The sequence below is a fragment of the Cytobacillus luteolus genome, assembly GCF_017873715.1.
GTDB classification, from domain to species: Bacteria; Bacillota; Bacilli; order Bacillales; family Bacillaceae_L; genus Bacillus_BV; species Bacillus_BV luteola.
Genome location: NZ_JAGGKM010000001.1, coordinates 402,679 through 422,182 on the forward strand (window position 1 = coordinate 402,679; position 19,504 = coordinate 422,182).

The 19,504-nt window shown below is 36.8% G+C and carries 16 protein-coding genes; 12 read left to right on the top strand and 4 right to left on the bottom strand.

The window, feature by feature from the left end:
* Positions 1-52: 52 nt before the first annotated feature.
* The 9 genes from J2Z26_RS02080 (at position 53) to J2Z26_RS02120 (ending at position 7,784) form a co-directional block, all read left to right on the top strand.
* The gene (locus tag J2Z26_RS02080; RefSeq protein WP_193537799.1) at positions 53-571 is read left to right on the top strand and encodes an A24 family peptidase; all 519 of its coding nucleotides are present in this window, start codon (positions 53-55) and stop codon (positions 569-571) included.
* A complete protein-coding gene (locus J2Z26_RS02085; RefSeq protein WP_193537801.1) occupies positions 568-951 on the top strand; it encodes a TadE/TadG family type IV pilus assembly protein in 384 nt (127 codons plus the stop codon). The genes J2Z26_RS02080 and J2Z26_RS02085 overlap by 4 nt, the downstream gene beginning before the upstream one ends.
* 12 nt (positions 952-963) lie before the next feature.
* Positions 964-1,881, top strand: coding sequence for a pilus assembly protein TadG-related protein (locus J2Z26_RS02090; RefSeq protein WP_193537803.1), 918 nt, complete (start codon positions 964-966; stop codon positions 1,879-1,881).
* Between the two features lie 10 nt (positions 1,882-1,891).
* The gene (gene cpaB / locus J2Z26_RS02095) at positions 1,892-2,575 is read left to right on the top strand and encodes a Flp pilus assembly protein CpaB (RefSeq protein WP_193537805.1); all 684 of its coding nucleotides are present in this window, start codon (positions 1,892-1,894) and stop codon (positions 2,573-2,575) included.
* A 59-nt stretch (positions 2,576-2,634) separates the two neighbouring features.
* Entirely contained in the window at positions 2,635-3,483 is an 849-nt protein-coding gene (locus J2Z26_RS02100; protein ID WP_193537807.1) for a CpaE/TadZ family protein, read from the top strand.
* Positions 3,480-4,913 (top strand): TadA family conjugal transfer-associated ATPase, encoded by a 1,434-nt coding sequence (locus J2Z26_RS02105; RefSeq protein WP_193537809.1) that lies wholly within the window; start codon positions 3,480-3,482, stop codon positions 4,911-4,913. Before J2Z26_RS02100 ends, J2Z26_RS02105 begins: the two co-directional genes overlap by 4 nt.
* On the top strand, positions 4,910-5,872 hold the full coding sequence (locus tag J2Z26_RS02110; protein ID WP_193537811.1) for a type II secretion system F family protein: 963 nt from the start codon (positions 4,910-4,912) through the stop codon (positions 5,870-5,872). The genes J2Z26_RS02105 and J2Z26_RS02110 overlap by 4 nt, the downstream gene beginning before the upstream one ends.
* Positions 5,873-5,875: 3 nt before the next feature.
* Positions 5,876-6,796: a type II secretion system F family protein gene (locus J2Z26_RS02115; RefSeq protein WP_193537813.1), complete on the top strand. Its 921-nt coding sequence runs from the start codon at positions 5,876-5,878 to the stop codon at positions 6,794-6,796.
* Between the two features lie 82 nt (positions 6,797-6,878).
* Positions 6,879-7,784 carry a fumarylacetoacetate hydrolase family protein gene (locus J2Z26_RS02120; RefSeq protein ID WP_193537815.1) on the top strand — a complete coding sequence of 302 codons (906 nt, stop codon included), beginning with the start codon at positions 6,879-6,881 and terminating at the stop codon, positions 7,782-7,784.
* A 320-nt stretch (positions 7,785-8,104) separates the two neighbouring features.
* Here the strand turns inward: J2Z26_RS02120 and J2Z26_RS02125 are convergent, their stop codons facing one another.
* Positions 8,105-9,313, bottom strand: a complete 1,209-nt coding sequence (locus J2Z26_RS02125; protein ID WP_193537817.1) for an ornithine--oxo-acid transaminase — start codon at positions 9,311-9,313, stop codon at positions 8,105-8,107.
* Between the two features lie 275 nt (positions 9,314-9,588).
* Here J2Z26_RS02125 and J2Z26_RS02130 point away from each other — a divergent pair, with 275 nt between their 5' ends.
* On the top strand, positions 9,589-9,945 hold the full coding sequence (locus J2Z26_RS02130; protein WP_193537819.1) for a YisL family protein: 357 nt from the start codon (positions 9,589-9,591) through the stop codon (positions 9,943-9,945).
* Between the two features lie 131 nt (positions 9,946-10,076).
* The gene (locus tag J2Z26_RS02135) at positions 10,077-12,977 is read left to right on the top strand and encodes a bifunctional diguanylate cyclase/phosphodiesterase (protein ID WP_193537820.1); all 2,901 of its coding nucleotides are present in this window, start codon (positions 10,077-10,079) and stop codon (positions 12,975-12,977) included.
* Positions 12,978-13,025: 48 nt separating this feature from the next.
* Here the strand turns inward: J2Z26_RS02135 and J2Z26_RS02140 are convergent, their stop codons facing one another.
* Positions 13,026-13,592: a DUF2777 domain-containing protein gene (locus J2Z26_RS02140; protein ID WP_193537822.1), complete on the bottom strand. Its 567-nt coding sequence runs from the start codon at positions 13,590-13,592 to the stop codon at positions 13,026-13,028.
* A gap of 184 nt (positions 13,593-13,776) precedes the next feature.
* On the opposite strand from J2Z26_RS02140, the gene asnB reads away from it, so the two are divergent.
* Complete coding sequence (gene asnB / locus J2Z26_RS02145) at positions 13,777-15,624, top strand: asparagine synthase (glutamine-hydrolyzing) (protein WP_193537824.1); 1,848 nt, start codon at positions 13,777-13,779, stop codon at positions 15,622-15,624.
* 42 nt (positions 15,625-15,666) lie between these two features.
* On the opposite strand, the gene J2Z26_RS02150 is transcribed toward asnB, so the two are convergent.
* Positions 15,667-17,040 (bottom strand): MATE family efflux transporter, encoded by a 1,374-nt coding sequence (locus J2Z26_RS02150; protein ID WP_227413779.1) that lies wholly within the window; start codon positions 17,038-17,040, stop codon positions 15,667-15,669.
* A gap of 639 nt (positions 17,041-17,679) precedes the next feature.
* Positions 17,680-19,443, bottom strand: a complete 1,764-nt coding sequence (locus J2Z26_RS02155; RefSeq protein WP_193537826.1) for an alpha-glycosidase — start codon at positions 19,441-19,443, stop codon at positions 17,680-17,682.
* Between the last annotated feature and the right edge of the window lie 61 nt (positions 19,444-19,504).

Genomic DNA, 19,504 nt, shown 5'->3' on the forward strand with positions numbered 1-19,504 from the left:
ATTTAACGTAAGGCCTTTTTTAAAAGGATTATGTAGAAAAGAGGGATCCTTAATGATCATGAATAGCCTACTAATCGTCGTGTTAGGGATTTGTTTATTAACCGATCTTAAATCACGAAGAATATACAATAAAGTTATTTTCCCAGCTCTCGGTGTTACGTTTATAATTCATGCTTTTTCACCAATAGGAACAGGAATCATATTTTCTGTATTAGGTTTTTTAACAGGACTCGGGATCCTGATCATTCCATATATGTTAGGTGGAATGGGAGCTGGTGACGTAAAACTATTAGCCTTAATTGGAGCAATTAAAGGTTCAGTTTTTGTATTTTATACTGGAATTTACATGGCTCTAATTGGTGGAATTATTGCATTAGGAATATTGTTTTTCCGAAAAGGAGTATTAACTCGTCTTAAATCAATTTTATATTCAATTGTGGGATTAAAAAATGGAGTTAGGATTCCATTAACCTTAGATAAAGATGCACTTCAAGCAACTTATCCCTATGGTGTCGCAATTGTTGGAGGAGCACTCTTATCCTTATTTGCAAAAGGGTGGATACTTTTATGATAAAAGAAGAAAAGGGACAATCCCTAGTTGAAATGGCTTTGTTGTTACCTATATTACTACTATTACTTGCTGGGATATTCGATTTTGGTAGATTGCTATATTCTTATACTCATCTTCATTTAGCAACTCAAGAAACGGTGCGTTTGGGGGGCTTAGGTAGAGGAGATGCTGAAATCAGACAGTTTGCTAGAGACTATGTTGATTTAGGGGACTCTAGTCTATTAAAAGTTACAATCTCACCATCAGAAGAATACAGAAAATCTGGAGAATATATGAGCATAACCCTTGATTATCCAATTGAAATTGTCACCCCATTTTTTTCATCGTTCTTGCCTACTCCACTTATTTTATCCACTGAATCAACCATACGAGTTGAGTAAGGGGTGAATAAAATGAAAAAGAGGCTGAAGAAATTTTTACAAAAAGAAGAAGGCAATGTTTTATTACTCGTTTCATTAGCTTTTATGGGTTTACTTACAATGGGCGGCCTTGTAATGGATGGTGGAACAATGTATATGACAAAAAGTCATTTACAAAAAGTTGCGAATGCAGCGGTTTTATCAGGGGCACAGGAGTTAACGAATACTGAAAATGCAGTAAGGCATGTAGTCAATGAGGTTCTACTTGCACATGGAGAAGAAGGCCATCTTCAAGAGATGACGATTACAATGGGTGATCGAGTTGAAATTGAACTGAAGCAAACAGTACCTTTAGTCTTTTCAAAACTGCTTGGATTTGAATCGATAGATGTGCACAGTAATGCTGCAGCTGAACTAAGGGTGATGGGAAGAGCAACTGGTGCAGCACCACTTGGTATAGATGATTCAATTAAGCTAGATTACAACACGCAATATAAACTCAAAGTCGATTCAACTGGAGTTGAATATGGAAATTTTGGAGTATTAGCACTTGGCGGATCAGGTGCGGCAACCTACGAAGATAACTTAAGGAACGGATATCAACAAGAGATAAAAGTGGGAGATATTCTAGATACGGAAACGGGGAATATCGCTGGAAAAACAAGGTCTGTTATTAAAGAGCGTGTGGATGGGTGTTTACATACCGCTGAGAGTGTGTATGATCGGGACTGCTCGAGAATCATACTTATCCCTACTTTTAAACCATATGGAGATTATGTAAATCAAATGAAACAAATTCAGATTACGGGGTTTGCTTATTTTTATATTACCGATCCAATGGATTCAAAAGACACTTCAATAACGGGTATGTTTATTAAAAGAGCAGGAACTGGTTTTGAAGAGCCTAATAGTTTAAATAAAGGTGCTTTCAGCATTAGATTAACAGAGTAGGTGAAGAAACATGAGATCAAAGATAATTATGCTTTTAGCATTAGTAATGGGAATCATAACAACTGTACTATTCTTTAACTATATGAATCAATTTGATACACAAGCGGTGATAAATGAAAACACAGTACCAGTTGTGCAGGCAAACGGACTTATAAAGGAAAATCAAAGAATAACATCGGATATGCTTGTTATTGCTCAAGTTCCAAAGGATGGTCTACATGCTCAAACTGTAACTGAGCTATCAGAAGTAGAAGGACTATACGCTACTTCGGATATAGAGGCTGGAGAAATCCTTCTTACTCACAGAGTTAAATCTGAAAAGGAAGAAACACTATTCGTTTCTAGAAAAGTGACGGATGGACATCGAGGAGTATCAGTAGGTGTAAACTTTGTTCAATCTGTATCCAACTTAATTGAGCCAGAAGATCTTGTAGATGTTGTTTTCAGTGAAGTTGTAAAAGTAAATAATGTTGATACAGTGGTTACAAAACAAATTCTTTCTAAGGTTAGAGTTCTAGCTATTGGACGTAAAATGATAGCCGCCACTAGTGAAGACGAAGTTTATGCGGAGTATAGTTCCGTTACATTAGAACTCAAGCCAGAAGACTCAGTAACTTTAATTAATGCATCAGAACGTGGGAACATTCATTTAACCATTCATACAAAAATCGTACCACCACCAGTTAAAAAGTAAGATAGAAAAACATACGTACACATGAGACTAGGGATTAGACTAGACCGGGGTGAAATTTCATGACAAACAATCAAATGATACAGCAAGGAAAAAAGAAACGCGGAGAATTGATTGCCGTTTGTAGTGCTAAAGGTGGAATAGGGAGGACCACTCTTACGGTTAACCTAGCTGTTGCTTTATTTAAAAAGAATATATCTATTAGTATAGTTGACGGTGACTTCCAATTCGGTGATATTAGTCTTGCTATGGACCTTCAATCAACATTCACAATTAAAGATGTAGTTGAAGAAATTGATCGTCTGGATGAATTTAGCCTTGCTAGCTACCTATGTAATCATGAGACTGGGGTAAAAGTTTTACCAGCTCCCGAACGTCCAGAATACGCTGAAATAGTAACAGAAGAGATATTAAGTAAAGTGCTAGATTTATTACTTGTCCAGCAGGATTATGTACTTGTCGATACAGGTGTAGGATTGCAGGAAAAGACACTCCAATTTATCGAAAAAGCAGATCAAGTATTAGTTGTAACAAATCTTGAAATGGCTGCATTAAAAAATACCAAATTGATGCTGGAAACACTTGAAGTGCTCGGGATGCGTGAAAAGGTAAGGGTTGTTGTTAATCGTGCAACAATGGAAAGTGTTATACAGGCAAGCGATGTTCCAGAGATATTAGGAGAAGATGACCCTGTCTATATACCAAATGATTTTCAGATAGCATCACAATCCTTAAATATAGGAATTCCCTTTGTTATGAATCAAGGTAAGACTGAGTTAGCAAAATCAGTCTTTAAAATGGCGGAACAACTAACAACTCGTCGGGAGATTTCGATGATAAAAGCAAAAAAACCTTCAATCATCTCTAAATTCCTAAACCGTAAGCGCCTGAAGGAGGAGACTGCAGAATGAGCCTATTAAATCGAATAAAAGAAAAGGAGCAAGAGCGTCAGGAAAGCGTCTCTCTTGAAACTCCTTCCCCAACTCAACCTGATTACATTCCAAAGAAAGATTTAGTTTCATCATTTAGAGAAAGTAGAAAACAGGAAGTTCCTAAAAATAGTCCTCGCCAAGAGGTAGTTGACAAACACCAAGAGCTGAAGAATCGTCTACATAAGCAAATCCTTTCAGAATTGAAGGATGATAATGTGGAAGAAATTATTCCGAAGCTCGATGCAATGGCCATTGAAATTATTAAAGAAGACGAATCCTTTCGTGGGAAAATTGATCGCAAACGAGTCGTCGATGAGCTTATAAATGATTTAGCAGGATTTGGACCAATCAATCCATTGTTAATGGATGAAAATGTTACTGAGGTAATGGTTAATGGCCCTAATCATGTCTACTGTGAACGGAAAGGGAAAATTGAGTTAACTTCGATTAAATTCCGTGATGAAGAGCATGTAATGAATATTATTGAGAAAATTGTGTCACCAATTGGCAGAAGAATTGATGAGAGCAGCCCGATGGTAGATGCACGTTTACCTGACGGTTCTCGTGTAAATGCAATCATTCCACCACTCGCACTAAACGGCCCAACAATTACAATAAGAAAGTTTTCCAAGGATCCCTTTCAAGTTGAAGATATGATTAACTTTGGAACATTGACTCACGAAATGGCTGTGTTTCTAGAAGCTTGCGTTAAAGCTAAATTAAATGTTTTTGTAAGTGGTGGAACAGGTTCTGGAAAAACAACGACTCTGAATGTTCTTTCAAACTTTATTCCATACGATGAAAGGATCATTACAATAGAGGATGCAGCCGAGCTTCAGTTAGGACAGGAACACGTTATCTCACTTGAATCTCGTCCACCTAATATCGAAGGCAAAGGGGCAATTACCATCCGTGATTTGGTTCGAAATTCCTTAAGGATGAGACCTGATCGTATTGTTATTGGTGAGGTACGTGGTGGAGAAGCGTTAGATATGCTTCAGGCAATGAATACTGGACATGATGGTTCACTAGCTACTGGTCACTCAAATAGTCCGCGTGATATGATTGCCCGTTTAGAAACAATGGTACTACTCGCTGGAATCGAACTTCCTATTAAAGCCATTCGTGAGCAGATTGCCGGGGCAGTGGATGTGATTATTCAGCAAGCACGACTCAAGGATGGCTCAAGGAAAATTATTAATATCACAGAAGTACAGGGACTTGAAGGAGATGTGATTGTTCTACAAGATATCTTCAGCTTCAAGCAAGAAGGTCTAGATGCGGACGGAAAAGTAAAAGGTAAACTTGTTCCAACAGGTGTACGGCCGAAATTTTACGAGAGGCTTGAAGCTTCAGGAATTCACATTCCTACTAGTGTATTTATTGAAGAGGAGGAATGGGGTGCATGAAATGGTTTGTCTTAATTCTCTTTCTATTTAGTGCATTTCTGTTTTTTACAGCCATTCTCCAGTTTCTCTTTATTAGAGATAAAAGTTTAGAAAAAAGAATGAAAAGATATTTAGCCGTTAGTGAGAAAAAAGGCTTTGACCGTAAAAAGTTTAATCTTATTGTGCAAATGCAGCTCACAAAGCAAAGAATTCGAAAACAAGTTTTAACGAAGGAAAAGAACTCAAAGCTTGAAATCATGCTTAATCGTGCAGGTCTACAATTAAGGCCAGAAGAGTATGTGATTTTTCAATGGATAAGCACAGCATTAACGGGCGGAATTCTCTATTTAGCTTCAGAAAATCCCTTCTTTTTATTCCTTGGGGCATTAATCGGATTCATGCTTCCTAAATGGTATGTGAAGAAAAAACAAAGAGAACGAATGACAAAGTTTAATGAAGGGCTACCAGATATGCTTACAACTGTAGTAGGTTCACTTCGAGCAGGATTTAGTTTTCCACAAGCCTTAAAGGCTGTGGCGGAAGAGGCGCAGTCGCCAATAAAAGAAGAGATAGAACATGTACTAAAGGAAATGCAATATGGTAGTAGTATCGAAGATTCATTGAATGAATTAAAAGAAAGAATGCCTAGCGAGGATTTGGATTTAATGATTCAAGCCATTCTTATTCAAAGACAAGTTGGTGGTAATTTAGCTACGGTACTAGATAAGATTGTTGAAACCATTCGTGATCGAACGAAGATTCAAAGGCAAGTTGTAACATTAACTGCTCAAGGTAGGCTTTCTGGGATTGTTATTGGTCTTTTACCTATTGCTCTTGGACTCTTTATTTATCTTATTGAACCTGAATATATAGGAACTTTATTCACCAGTCCAATAGGATTAATATTAATTACCGTAGGTGCGATTTCTGGAACAATTGGTTTCATGTTTATTCGGAAACTCACAACAATCGAGGTGTAGCCTATGATGTATGTAACTTTCTTTTTAATGATTAGCCTCATTGTGTACGGCTTATTAACGATAAAAGCAGAAAAATCTAAGCTTGTAGAAAAGCGGCTATCAATATTAAAAAATGAACAACAAGAACAGGGAGTACTAGAAACTGCGAAAGAGAAAAAAGAGCGTAAATTTTATGAGCGAATTTTGTTGCCTCTATGGAAAGAGTTCAAACGTAGCTTTAAGCGAAAAATGCCAGGTGAAAAGGAAGCAAAGCTAGAAATTAAGCTGTTACAAGCAGGTAATCCATTCGGTATGACATCTGTTGAATATCGCTTAATACAAATTAGTTTATTCATTTTATTACCGTTTTTGTTTGGAAGCTATGGGGTGTTATTGAATAGCAATCTGGCAGTTGTTTTTCTTTTTGGGCTTGTTGGTGTACTGATAGCTATAGGATTGCCGAGATACTATATTAATCTAAAAATAAAAAAGAGAAATCAACTAGCATTACGTGAACTTCCTGATGTATTAGATTTATTAACTGTAAGTCTAGAAGCCGGTCTAGGTTTTGACTCAGCATTAAGTAAGCTAGTTTCAAAGAAAGACGGTATTCTCCCTTCGGAATTTCATCGCTGTCTTGAGGAAATTAGGCTTGGTAAAACAAGAAGAGAAGCACTTTCAGGTATTCGGGAACGCCTTGTTATTGATGAGGTAAGAGCGCTAATAAGTAGTATTTTGCAAGCTGAGAAGTTGGGTATAGGAATGGTTCAGGTTCTTCGTGTTCAATCAAATGAGGTCCGTGACCGTAGAAAGCAACGAGCTGAGGAGGAAGCAATGAAGGCTCCAATTAAAATGCTATTTCCACTCGTTCTATTTATCTTCCCTAGTATATTCATCGTATTATTAGGGCCAGCAGTTATCCAGTTTATGGATGCATTCAAGTAGAGGCAAACTGATGCCTCTATTTTTTTATGTTTTGAATCGGAGTATAATCAGATTATATTAAGCTATTTTGAGGTGATTAGGGATGAGGTTTGTTACAGCGCAAAAAGGAGAGCAAACAATCATAGGGATTATGATTCAAGATGGAAGTAAAGTACTAGATTTACACGAAGCTGAAAAAGCTATGAACAGTCATTCAACTTTGCCAAGGACAATGAATGAATGTTTAGATTTGGGAGACTTATTCATCGAAAAGGTCAGTGCAATTGAAGAATGGGCAAGTGGACATAACGATGGTGATTATATTATAGAATTAGCAGAGGTTGTGTTAAAAGCACCAATACCAAGGCCTCGTAAAAATGTATTTTGTGTAGGTAAAAACTATGCAGACCATGCGATTGAAATGGGTAGTGCTGCAGATATTCCAGAACATGTGATGTTATTTTCAAAAGCTCCTACCTCAGTTGTAGGAACTGAAGAAACCATCTTACACCATGATCATGTCACCAGACAGTTAGATTATGAGGGAGAGCTTGCAGTCATTATCGGAAAAAAAGGTAAACGAATAGCTGAAGAAGACGCATTTGATTATGTATTCGGCTATACCATTCTTAATGACATTACTGCAAGAGACCTGCAGGATAAACACAAGCAGTTCCTATTAGGAAAGAGTCTTGATACCTCTTGTCCAATGGGACCGTATATTGCCCACAAGTCTATCATTCCAAATCCAGCAAACTTGCGTATTGAAACAAAGGTCAATGGAGAAGTAAGACAATCAGGGAACACCGACCAGTTTATCTTTTCAATTGAGAAGATCATATCGGTTATTTCCCAAGGTACAACCCTTGAACCAGGGGATATCATTGCAACAGGAACACCAGCAGGAGTAGGCAAAGGTTTTAAACCTCCACGTTTTTTGAATAAGGGGGATGAGATTGAGATTAGTGTTGAAGGGCTTGGGACGTTAAAAAATACCATTGAACAATAATAATTGTTTGTGGAGGTGTTTAATTTAGGAAGATATGCCTTATATAAAGCAAAGAGTGGATTGGAGCGGAGGGCACTTGACTCCTGCGGGAAGTAGAGGAAAGGTCGAGACCCCACAAGCACATGCGCCGAAGAGGCTCGACTTCCTCCCCGATGGGGATTCGCCCTTGAAAAAGCCGGCAGTTGGGCTTTTTCATAATTCCCCGCGGAAAGCAAGTGCCCGCAGCGGAAAGGAACGGTCTAGATTCAAATTGAACACTAAAAAGATAAAATAAAAAAGACTAACTCCTCATCAAATCAGGAGTTAGTCTTTTTAAAAATTTAGCTAAGTACTTTCTTCACTTTATCAATGGCCCAATCCAAATCCTCTTTTGAAATCACTAGAGGAGGAGCAAAGCGAATAACTGTCTCGTGTGTTTCTTTACATAATAATCCTTCTTCTTTAAGCTTCTCACAATAAGGACGAGCAGCTTCTGTCAGTTCTACTCCAATAAATAGACCACGGCCGCGAACCTCTTTAATAACCGGATTATTAATTTCTTTTAGTTTTTCTTGCATGTAATTTCCAAGCTCAAATGAACGTTCATGAAGCTTCTCATCGATTAAAACATCAAGTGCAGCAATAGATACAGCACAAGCAAGTGGATTTCCACCGAAAGTTGAACCATGTGATCCTGGATTAAATACACCTAAAACACTTTTATCTGCTGCTACACATGAGATTGGGAAAACCCCTCCACCTAGGGCTTTACCTAGAATGTACATATCAGGATCAACATTTTCCCATTCGCAAGCAAACATTTTTCCTGAACGGCCTAGTCCAGCTTGGATTTCGTCGGCGATAAATAACACATTTTCTGCTTTACAAACGTCAAATGCTTCTTTTAAATAACCTTCTCGAGGAATATTAATGCCAGCCTCACCTTGAATTGGCTCAAAGATAAATGCAGCTGTATTAGGTGTGATAGCAGCTTTTAAAGCCTCGATATCACCATAAGGAATTACTTTAATCCCTGGAAGCATTGGGCCAAATCCACGTTTGTATTCTTCACTTGAAGACATAGAAACCGCTGCCATAGTACGTCCATGGAAATTATCCTCACACACGATGATTTCTGCTTGATTATCGGCAACACCTTTTACATCATATGCCCAGCGACGAGCCGTTTTAACAGCTGTTTCAACCGCTTCAGCACCAGTATTCATCGGAAGAACCATGTCTTTACCAGTAAGCTTTGATACAATTTCATACCATGGACCTAATTGGTCATTGTGAAATGCACGTGATGTTAAAGTAATTTTATCAGCTTGATCTTTTAATGCCTGAATAATTTTAGGATGACGGTGCCCTTGGTTTACAGCAGAATATGCACTAAGCATATCCATATATTTATTACCTTCTGGATCTTCAACCCATACACCTTCTGCTTTTGAAATAACAATTGGCAGTGGGTGATAGTTATTTGCACCATATTGTTCAGTTAATGATATAAGTTCTTTTGTTTTTCCCAAGTTAAGTACCCCTTCCATACAATATAAAATATGTCCTCTTATACAATAGCCTACTCTTTATAATGAATCAACTTCTCTGCTGTGTTTTTGACGATTATGTGAAATCTTTTAAAAAGATCAGTGACATTATCAATTAACCTATTTTTATTTTTACTGTTTACTAAGGTAGTAATAGGGTTTACCAGCTTTTCCACTCGATAAACTTCAGTAATATCAAATTTCTCGTTTTTATAAAAACATGGTATTATGAGATTGTTGAAAAAGGTTGTTTTATATTAGAAGGAGGTATACTCATGACACATGCACATATTACAGCTTGGGTTATTGCCCTTATCCTATTCTTTGTTGCTGTTTCTATGCAAAAAGGTGCAAAATCAAAGTCACAAAAAATCGTACACATGACATTGCGTTTATTCTACATTCTGATTATCGTGACAGGTGCTATTTTATTAATTGGTCTAAGCTCAATCTCATTAATGTACGTTCTAAAGGTTCTTGCTGGTATTTGGGTAATTGGAATGCTAGAAATGATTCTTGTACGTGGATCAAAAGGGAAATCTACCGGAATGTTCTGGGGACAACTTATTGTTGCGCTTGTTGTAACAATCTATTTAGGGTTAAAGCTACCAATCGGATTTATGCTATTTTAAAAGTCGCTTATTCAAGCGGCTTTTTTCTATTTTTTCAATACCTAAAACCATAAGATTATGATATCTTTATAGATAGATTACTGTCGAATTTTGAATTAATACGTTTTTGAGAGTGTGGTGTGAGATTATAGATGAAAACCTATACTATGAACTGTGTGGATCCATCTGATATAGAAGCGTTTGTTAATACCAACAATCTAGTAAATGAAAAGAATATACTTGTTCAGGCATTCTCTGGAGTTCTGGATGAAACATACATAGTAAATATCCAAAAGCAATTAGCAAAATCTCTCCCACAAGCTATATTAATAGGCACAACAACTGATGGTGAAATCAAGGATGGAGAGATTTTTGCAAAAACAATCACTCTTTCTTTCACCGTATTTTCTAGTACAATTTTAACACCAACAATACTTCCTTTTGAGGACACTGAAAATAGTTTTATAATGGGAGAACAGCTCATAATCAACACGTATAATGCTGATACAAAAGCTATCATTATTTTTGCAGGTGGCTTTAACATTGACTTAGAGGAAATGTTTAAAGGAGTCAATTCTGTGCAACATAAAGCGGTTGTATCGGGTGGATTAGCTGCAGATAATGGTGATTTTAACAATACGTTTGTCTTTGATAATCATAGAATCCTAAAAGATGGAGTAGTTGCAGTAGGGCTATGTAATAAAAACCTGATCGTAAACACATTATCAAATAGTGATTGGAAGAAAACAGGCCGACCTTTTATGATTACAAAGGCGACAGGAAATCGTTTATATGAGCTGGATTATAAACCTCCAATTTCAATTATGAAGAAATATTTAGGTCAGGAATTTACCATGCAATTGCCACAATCAGGGGCTGAGTTTCCGTTCATGGTCGAGAGAAAAGGAAAGGATGTTTCTCTATTTGTCACAAATGTATTTGATGATGGATCAATTGAACTAAGTGGGAAGGTTAGTGAGAATGAAAAACTTTTTTTCTCTTTTGCCAATGTCCCAGTAATTATTGACAATTCTATAAAAGAGATGAAACGGTTAAGCAAAAAGCCAATAGAGTCCATTTTCATTTATGACTGTATGGCTAGAAAAAGATATTTTCATTCTTTTGTAAAAAAAGAAATACAGGTACTACAACAAATAGCTCAAACGAGTGGTTTCTTCTCCTATGGAGAATTTTCTAAAGTGGATGATGAATCTAAGCTTGTTGCATATTCTCTAACCCTACTTGCGTTGTCTGAATCAACAGATCTTCCTAACAATCCAACAATTGAAATTGATTATACTGTCCCAAATGAAACACAGTCATTAATTGCTTTATCCAACCTAATTTATGCTTCCTCTAAAGATATTGATCTATTGTATCAAAACTATGAGGAGTCTGAGCAAAGGTATAAATCACTTTTTGAACATAACACAGATATCGTTTATTCAACTGATTTGCAAGGAAGGTTCACAAGTGTAAATGGAGCCTTTAGTAAAGTCTTTGGTTATAAAGAAGAAGAGTTATTATATAAAAACTCATTAAAGTATATTAATGAAAATGATATTCCAAGAGTAAGAATGCATTTTAATCGAGTGTTAAAAGGGAAAGAACAGTATTATAATCTTGAAATTCCAACGAAGTATGGAGATACATTACTTTTTCAAATAAAAAACATTCCAATTGTAATTAATGGTAAAAAAGTCGGGATTTATGGAATTGGGCGAGATATTACTGAACAGAAAAAGGCCGAAGAGAAAATTGCCTATCTAGCCTTCTATGACACGGAAACGGGACTACCAAACAGGCTGAAATTTAAAGAACAACTCGAAGATTATATAGTGTGGGCAAAGAGAAAAAAGAAGAAGCTTGCTATATTATTTATAGATCTAGATCGCTTTAAGATTATTAATGATTCTCTAGGACACTATCAGGGAGATTTAATCTTAAAACAAGTCATTGAAAGAGTGAAAAAAGTCTTGCCTTCTAGAAGTTATTTAGGAAGATTCGAAGGTGATAAGTTTACCTTGGTGCTATCCAAAAATGTCGACATTGATCATGTCATTGATATTGGGCAAAAAATTCTACAAGAAATTGGGAAACCTATCCTCTATGAAGAGCAAGAGTTTTTTATCACAGCAAGTATTGGTGTAAGTATGTATCCAAATGATGATAAGCATGAGGACTATCTTCTAAAACATGCTGATACAGCTATGAATCTTGCAAAGCATCATGGTGGAAATAAACTTAAATTTTATTCAACAGAAATGAATACAGAAGCACTCTATCGCCTCGAATTAGAAAGCTATTTGCGAAAGGCACTAGAGAAAAATGAATTTCATTTATGCTATCAACCACTTATCAGTTTAGCTACCGGTAAGATATATGGCAGTGAGGCACTTATACGTTGGAATCATCCAAAATTAGGGTTAGTATCTCCAGGAGACTTCATCCCTTTAGCAGAGGAAACGGGACTCATTCAAGATATAGGTAAATGGGTAATGCTAACAGCATGTAAACAGAACAAGAAATGGCATGAGATGGGTTATAAAGACTTAACGATCTCGGTCAATGTTTCTGCTAACCAATTTCAGCAAATGGGGTTCGTTGCTGAAGTTAAAGAGGCGATTGCCCAATCAGGGTTAGATCCGAGATATTTAAATATAGAACTAACGGAAAGTGTTATGCTGAGAAATATTAGCTATAGTATTATGGCGATGAAAGACCTACAAAACATGGGTGTGAAAGTATCTATTGATGACTTTGGAACAGGCTATTCTTCATTAAGCTATCTCAAGAATTTGCCTTTTAACACATTAAAGATTGACCGCTCTTTTATCAATAATATCCATTCAAGTAATTCAGAGATTGCGATTGTAAAGGCAATTATCACAATGGGACATGGATTAGCAGTTAAGGTTGTTGCAGAAGGAGTCGAGACAGAGGAGCAAATTAAGTTATTAAAAGAGCTTGAATGCCATTATGCCCAAGGTTTCTTTATAAATAAGCCATTATCTAGCAAGGACTTTGAAAAAGGACTTGTAAATCAAGGGTGAAAATTAGAAAGAGCTGTCAGTCTTTTGTAGACGACAGCTCTTTTGAGTTTATTTAAGACTCGTCAATAATGCTCGTCTTCCATCAGACCATGTGAATTCGAAACGGTCCCACTCTTTTTTTCCTCTTTCAAAATGATGTTGAACAAAACAAACCATTTCAGTGTTATCAAAGCTAATAAAATTCACTCCATGGTATTTTTTAGAACGGTCCTCACCTGAAAATAACATTTGGTTATGACAATATGTACAATCATAAAGAGAATAGTGATACTTATTCAAAGCATTTGTATATCTCACGAACACCTCGTCAGGTAACGCCTCAAGCAACATTTTATATGCATAAGGTAATTCTTTACGGAAACGAATGCAATCACCATCAGTGAGTTGATAAAAAAATTCAGGTGTTTTCAATAATCCGTTCTCATTAACAATGCCTGTCATCCAAGACTTTAATGTGAAAACCTCAATTTCTTTATTCATTAAATCATCAAGGAGAGAAGCTTCTTCATTTTCGTCATCGAAAAAGACCCATTGATCATTAATATATTCCACAGTACCCATTGAATACGAGCGTGGCTGCTCATTAATTGCATTAAGTCTATGTTGTAAGTTCAAGGTGAATCCTCCTGTCTAGTGAAATTCTGACTTAGTGACATCTATCCTTCTTTTTTGACATATTTTAAGAAAAATATAACTGTAAGTGCTTCCAAAAAATTGGACAATACATTCTGGGCGTCCTACCTGCATACAATGTAATCAGCTTGCTAACCGTGTCATACGGTGTGAAAGGATGATGTACATGTGTGGAATAACGGGCTGGATAGACTTTCGTCGTAACTTAATAAATGAAAACCAAATTGTTTCTAAAATGGCAGAAACTCTTACAAAACGTGGGCCTGATGATACCAATACATGGACCACGAGCCATGCAGCATTCGGGCATAAACGATTAGTTGTAGTAGATCCTGAGGGTGGCAAACAGCCAATGACAAGGAAAAAGGGAGAAAACGCTTATACCATTTGTTATAATGGGGAGCTTTATAACACAGAAGATATTCGAAAGGAATTATTGCAAAGAGGTTATTCCTTTAAAGGTCATTCAGATACGGAGGTCCTCCTAACTGCCTATATAGAATGGGAGGAACAATGTGTAGATTTTTTAAATGGGATATTTGCGTTTGCGGTATGGGACGAGAGCAAGAAAAAGTTATTTATCGGAAGAGATCGCTTAGGTGTAAAACCACTTTTTTATAAAGAAGAGAACGGTAGACTTCTCTTTGGCTCTGAATTAAAAGCATTACTTGCACATCCTGAGGTTAAAGCAGAGGTTGGTCTAGATGGGTTGTCCGAAATTTTTGGTTTAGGACCTTCAAGAACGCCTGGACATGGGGTATTTAAAGGGATAGAAGAGCTCCGCCCAGCACATGCCTTAACTTTTTCGAAAAACGGACTCAAAAAATGGCGCTATTGGAATGTGAAAAGCAAAGAACATACAGATTCATTGGATGTTACCACAGAAAAAGTAAGAGATCTATTTACGGATGCTGTGACTAGACAATTAGTATCAGATGTACCGGTTTGTACATTTTTATCTGGCGGGGTTGATTCTAGTGCCATAACGGCAATTGCTGCCAGGGAATTTGAAAAAGAAGGTAAGGGACCGCTTCATACCTACTCAATTGATTATGAGGACAATGATAAGTATTTTGAATCGAATGAATTTCAACCTAATTCTGATGGTCCTTGGATAAATCTGATGTCAGATACATTTAACACAGTACATCATCGCTGTGTTATCTCACAACAAGAACTTGTGGATTACTTAACAGAAGCTGTGATTGTTCGTGATTTACCAGGGATGGCTGATGTGGATTCATCGTTACTATGGTTTTGTAAAGAAATTAAAGAGGAATTTGTAGTTGGATTATCAGGAGAATGTGCTGATGAGATATTTGGTGGTTACCCTTGGTTTCATCGTCCGGATGATTTAGCGTCTAAAGGTTTTCCATGGATGAGATCTACTGAAGAAAGAGTAAGTTTATTAAAAAATTCATGGAGAAATAAACTAGACTTAGAGAATTATGTTTTATCAAGATATGAAGAAACTGTGAAAGAAACACCTGCATTATTCGGTGAAAATAAAACAGATGCAAGTAGACGTGAGTTATTTTATCTCAATATCCTTTGGTTCATGACGACATTATTAGATCGTAAAGACCGTATGAGTATGGGAGCTAGTCTAGAGGTACGTGTTCCTTTTGCAGATCATCGATTAGTGGAATATGTCTGGAATATACCTTGGGACATGAAGATGTATGGTGACCGTGAGAAGGGAATATTGAGACGCGCGCTAGAAGGGCTATTACCTAACGATGTTCTTTATCGGAAGAAGAGTCCTTATCCTAAAACACATAATCCACACTATACAAATGCCGTAAAAAAATGGATGAACCAAATTTTAGAGGATAAAAATTCAGCTCTTTATGAATTTTTTGATGATAAAAAATTAAAGGATATTGTCCAAACAGGTGGAGACTCCTTTAAAGTACCATGGTTCGGACAGCTAATGACTGGACCGCAGTTATTGGCCCATTTAGCCCAAATCCATGTATGGTTTAAGGAATATAATATAAATATATCAGAATAAATAAAAGGGTAGCCCATAACAGCAGGGCTACCTTTACTTTGTTTATACTGCTTCTTCGTTGGTTGTTGGTGTAACAAATGCTTTTTTCTCCCATGCTCGGGAACGCCAGCGCCATAGCATGACAATACCTCTTATCCATTCGTCCACGATAAAGGCGATCCAGATTCCTACTAAACCTAAACCAAAGTGGATTCCTAGAAAATAAGCAAGTGGAACACTAATTCCCCACATAGATACAATACCCATATATACAGGTAGTCGTACGTCTCCTGCTGCACGTAGAGAGTTAATAATGACTAGATTGAAGGCCCTACCAGGTTCAAGAATAATAGTTAGAAGTATCAGGGTTCCACCAAGTTTTATAATCTCCTGATTATCTGTAAAGATTCCGAAGAAAGGGTCGGAAAAGAAAGAAACAATAATCGCCATTAAAGTCGATATACCAATCGCTAAGTATAAGCTTTTTAAACACCTATGATAGGCACTATTAAACTGTCTTGCACCTATCATATGACCAACAATTATCTGTGTTCCTTGGCTGATTGCGATGCTAAATAAGAAGATAAACATCATAATATTTTGAGCGTATACCTTAGTTGTAAGAGCTTCTGTTCCAAGCATTGTAATAAAAAAGGTAATCAGCATTTGTGACGTATTATAAGACAAATGCTCTCCAGCTGATGGAATCCCAATTTTTAATAGATTCTTTAAGTGATAGATTGGTAGACGAAATACCTTTTTAAAAGGAAGTTCATGGTTAATACGTTTAAATAATAGATACGTAATAGCTAGTAGTCCTAAAAATCGGCTCACAGTAGTTGATATGGCTACTCCTTCAACACCTAGAACAGGAAAACCAAAGGGACCGAAAATGAAGAAATAGTTACCAATCACATTGAGTATATTCATACCAATCGTTACATACATTGTGTCTCTCGTAAAACCGTAGCTTCGAATAATAGCCCCTATTGTCATAATAATTGCTTGGATAAATGCAAAGCCACCAACAATGCGTAAATAAGTAGCTGCTTCACCCATGAGCTCTGGTGGTAAGTCCATAGCATTTAGGATTTGGTTAGTAAAGAGCACGATACCTAGAGATAAAATAATTCCAAAAACGATATTTACAATAATGGAAACAACGGATACCTCAGAGGCTTTCTTAAATTCTTTTGCCCCAAAATGCTGAGCCACTAAGACTGCTGTACCGGTAGCTATAAAGCCAAACATGACAATAATAACTGAGAGTATCTGGTTTGAAACACCAACTGCCGCAACAGAGTTATCAGAGTATTGACTAAGCATTAGCGTATCTGCATTACCCATTAACATGTGAAGTAATATTTCTATAAAAATCGGCCAGGTAAGAGCAAACAATGACAGTTTAGTAGTCGTTGAAACCTTTTTATTTTCCAATGCTGTCAAACTCCTTTGTTAGAAAGTAAATAATTTAAATTAAACCTATGAAACTAAACCTGCTTATAAAAATATACAGGGGTTATTTGCTAGAATCCACTCGCTTTCCGCGGGAGGAATATTGAAAAAGCCATACTGCCGGCTTTTTCAAAGGGCGATTCCTCTTCGGGCAGTCCGGGAGCCTCCTCGGCGCTATGCGCCTGTGGGGTCTCCCTTTGACGTGCTACTCCCGCAGGAGTCTCGTGGATTCTAGCAAATATCCGTAACTCTGAGTGTTAGTAACTAAAAATATATAGGTATTCTCTGAAGTTTTGTAGAGGGCTCTTTTCTTTGAAAATTGATATATTCAATAATATTATGGAGTGGATTGGAGCGGAAGGTACTTGACTCCTACGGGAACTGAGGGAAGTTCGAGACCCCACAGGCGCGTGCGCCGAGGAGGCTCGAATCCCTCCCAGCGGAAAGCAAGTACCTGCAGCGCAAAGGAACGGTCTAAATTCAGAGTCCATCAATTAGATACGAGTCAAATAAAAATCATACTCTCCATTTTATAATGCTGGTGGCAAAATGGAAAGGGATAATAGTTTCCTTTTGCCTACAGGAACAAGAAAGAACCTAGATTCTCTAGGTTCTCATGGTTTATTTAGCAACTTGAAAGATTTTAAAGCCATAAGGACTTAGGTGTTGTTTAATCACATCTGAGTTAGGTGTAAATAGTTCACCGGTCCATAGGTCAATGACATTTTTTCCTTTCATATATAGAGGTACTTCAACCTCAATATCTTTATCGGAATTATTAAGGATAAAAATTGTTTCATGATCTCTATCTTTCTTGGTGTACACAATATGATTTGTTGTTGTATCAGACACAATAAAGTTGATATCGTTTGCAGTGAATGTAGAGTTTTCCTTGCGTAGCTGTAGTAACTTTTTGATATGCTCAAATAAATCACGGTCTTGAGCATCTGTATTCCATTCCATGCACTTACGGCAACCAGGATCTGGCCCGCCAGTCATGCCAATTTCATCACCATAATAAATACAAGGTGTACCTGTAAATGAAAGCTGGAATACATATAGTAACTTCAGCTTCTCTTTATTATCGTTACAAATAGTTAATATACGAGGAGTATCGTGACTATCTAATAGGTTAAATGCTACCTCGTTAACATTGTTAGGGTATGAATGCATCACGTTCGAAATAATATTTTTAAATTCTACAGCATTAATGGTATCTTTTGCAAAGAAGTTAACTGCACCGGTTGTAAATGGATAGTTCATGACTGCATCAAATTGATCTCCTTGAAGCCAAGGCATTGAGTCATGCCAGATTTCTCCAAGAATATAGACATCTTGTTTGATTTCTTTAACTGCTTTCCGGAATTCTCTCCAGAACTGATGGTCAACTTCGTTGGCAACATCTAATCTCCATCCATCAATATTGAACTCTCGTACCCAGTATCGCCCAACTTCAAGCAAATAATCTTTTACTTCAGGATTTTCTGTATTCAATTTTGGCATGGCAGAGACGAATGCAAATGCATCGTAATTAGGTTTAGGCTCTGTAACCACAGGAAATTCCTTCAAATGGAACCAATCTTTAAATTTAGATTTCTCTTGGTTTTCTAAAACATCTTGAAACTGTGGAAAGTAGTAGCCACTATGGTTGAAAACCGCATCTAACATCACTTTAATCCCATTTTTATGGCAAGCCTCCACTAAACGCTTGAAGGTTTCTTTATCCCCGAATTGAGGATCAATTTCCATATAGTCGATGGTATCGTACTTATGGTTAGAATATGCCTTGAAAATTGGAGTGAAGTAGATTCCGGTTATACCAAGATCAACTAAGTGATCAATATGCTGAATAACCCCTTCAAAATCTCCCCCAAAGAAATTAGTAGGAGTAGGGTCCGTACTTCCCCATTCGAGTGTTCCAGGAGGATCGTTCTTTGTATCACCATTGGCAAATCGTTCAGGGAATATTTGGTACCATACTGTGTCTTTCACCCAGCTTGGAGCTTCAAAGATATCTATTTTATTTATGAATGGAAACGTAAAGAAGTAAGCAGTGTCATCATTAGGAATACTCTTGTAAAATCCTTTTTCTGTATAGACAAGTACATCTTTTTTATTTTTCAGCTCGAAACCATAACGAAGACGGCGAAACTTAGGTTCAATTTCAACAAACCAATAATCAAATAGCTCATCAGAACCACTTTTAGACATTTGCTTTGTATCATAATTCCAAGAGCCATCACCCCAGTCATAAGGATCTCCATGAATAAGGGATACAGATTCTGCGTCATCTTTTTTTGTACGCAATCTAATATGTAGTGTGGATTCATCATACGCATAAGCATAGTTATTTTTTGGTCGGTGATAAATTGCTTCTTTTAACATTTTCTCATCTCCTTAAGACAAACGGTTGCGCTACACTATCTTAAAAGATAGTAGAATAAAA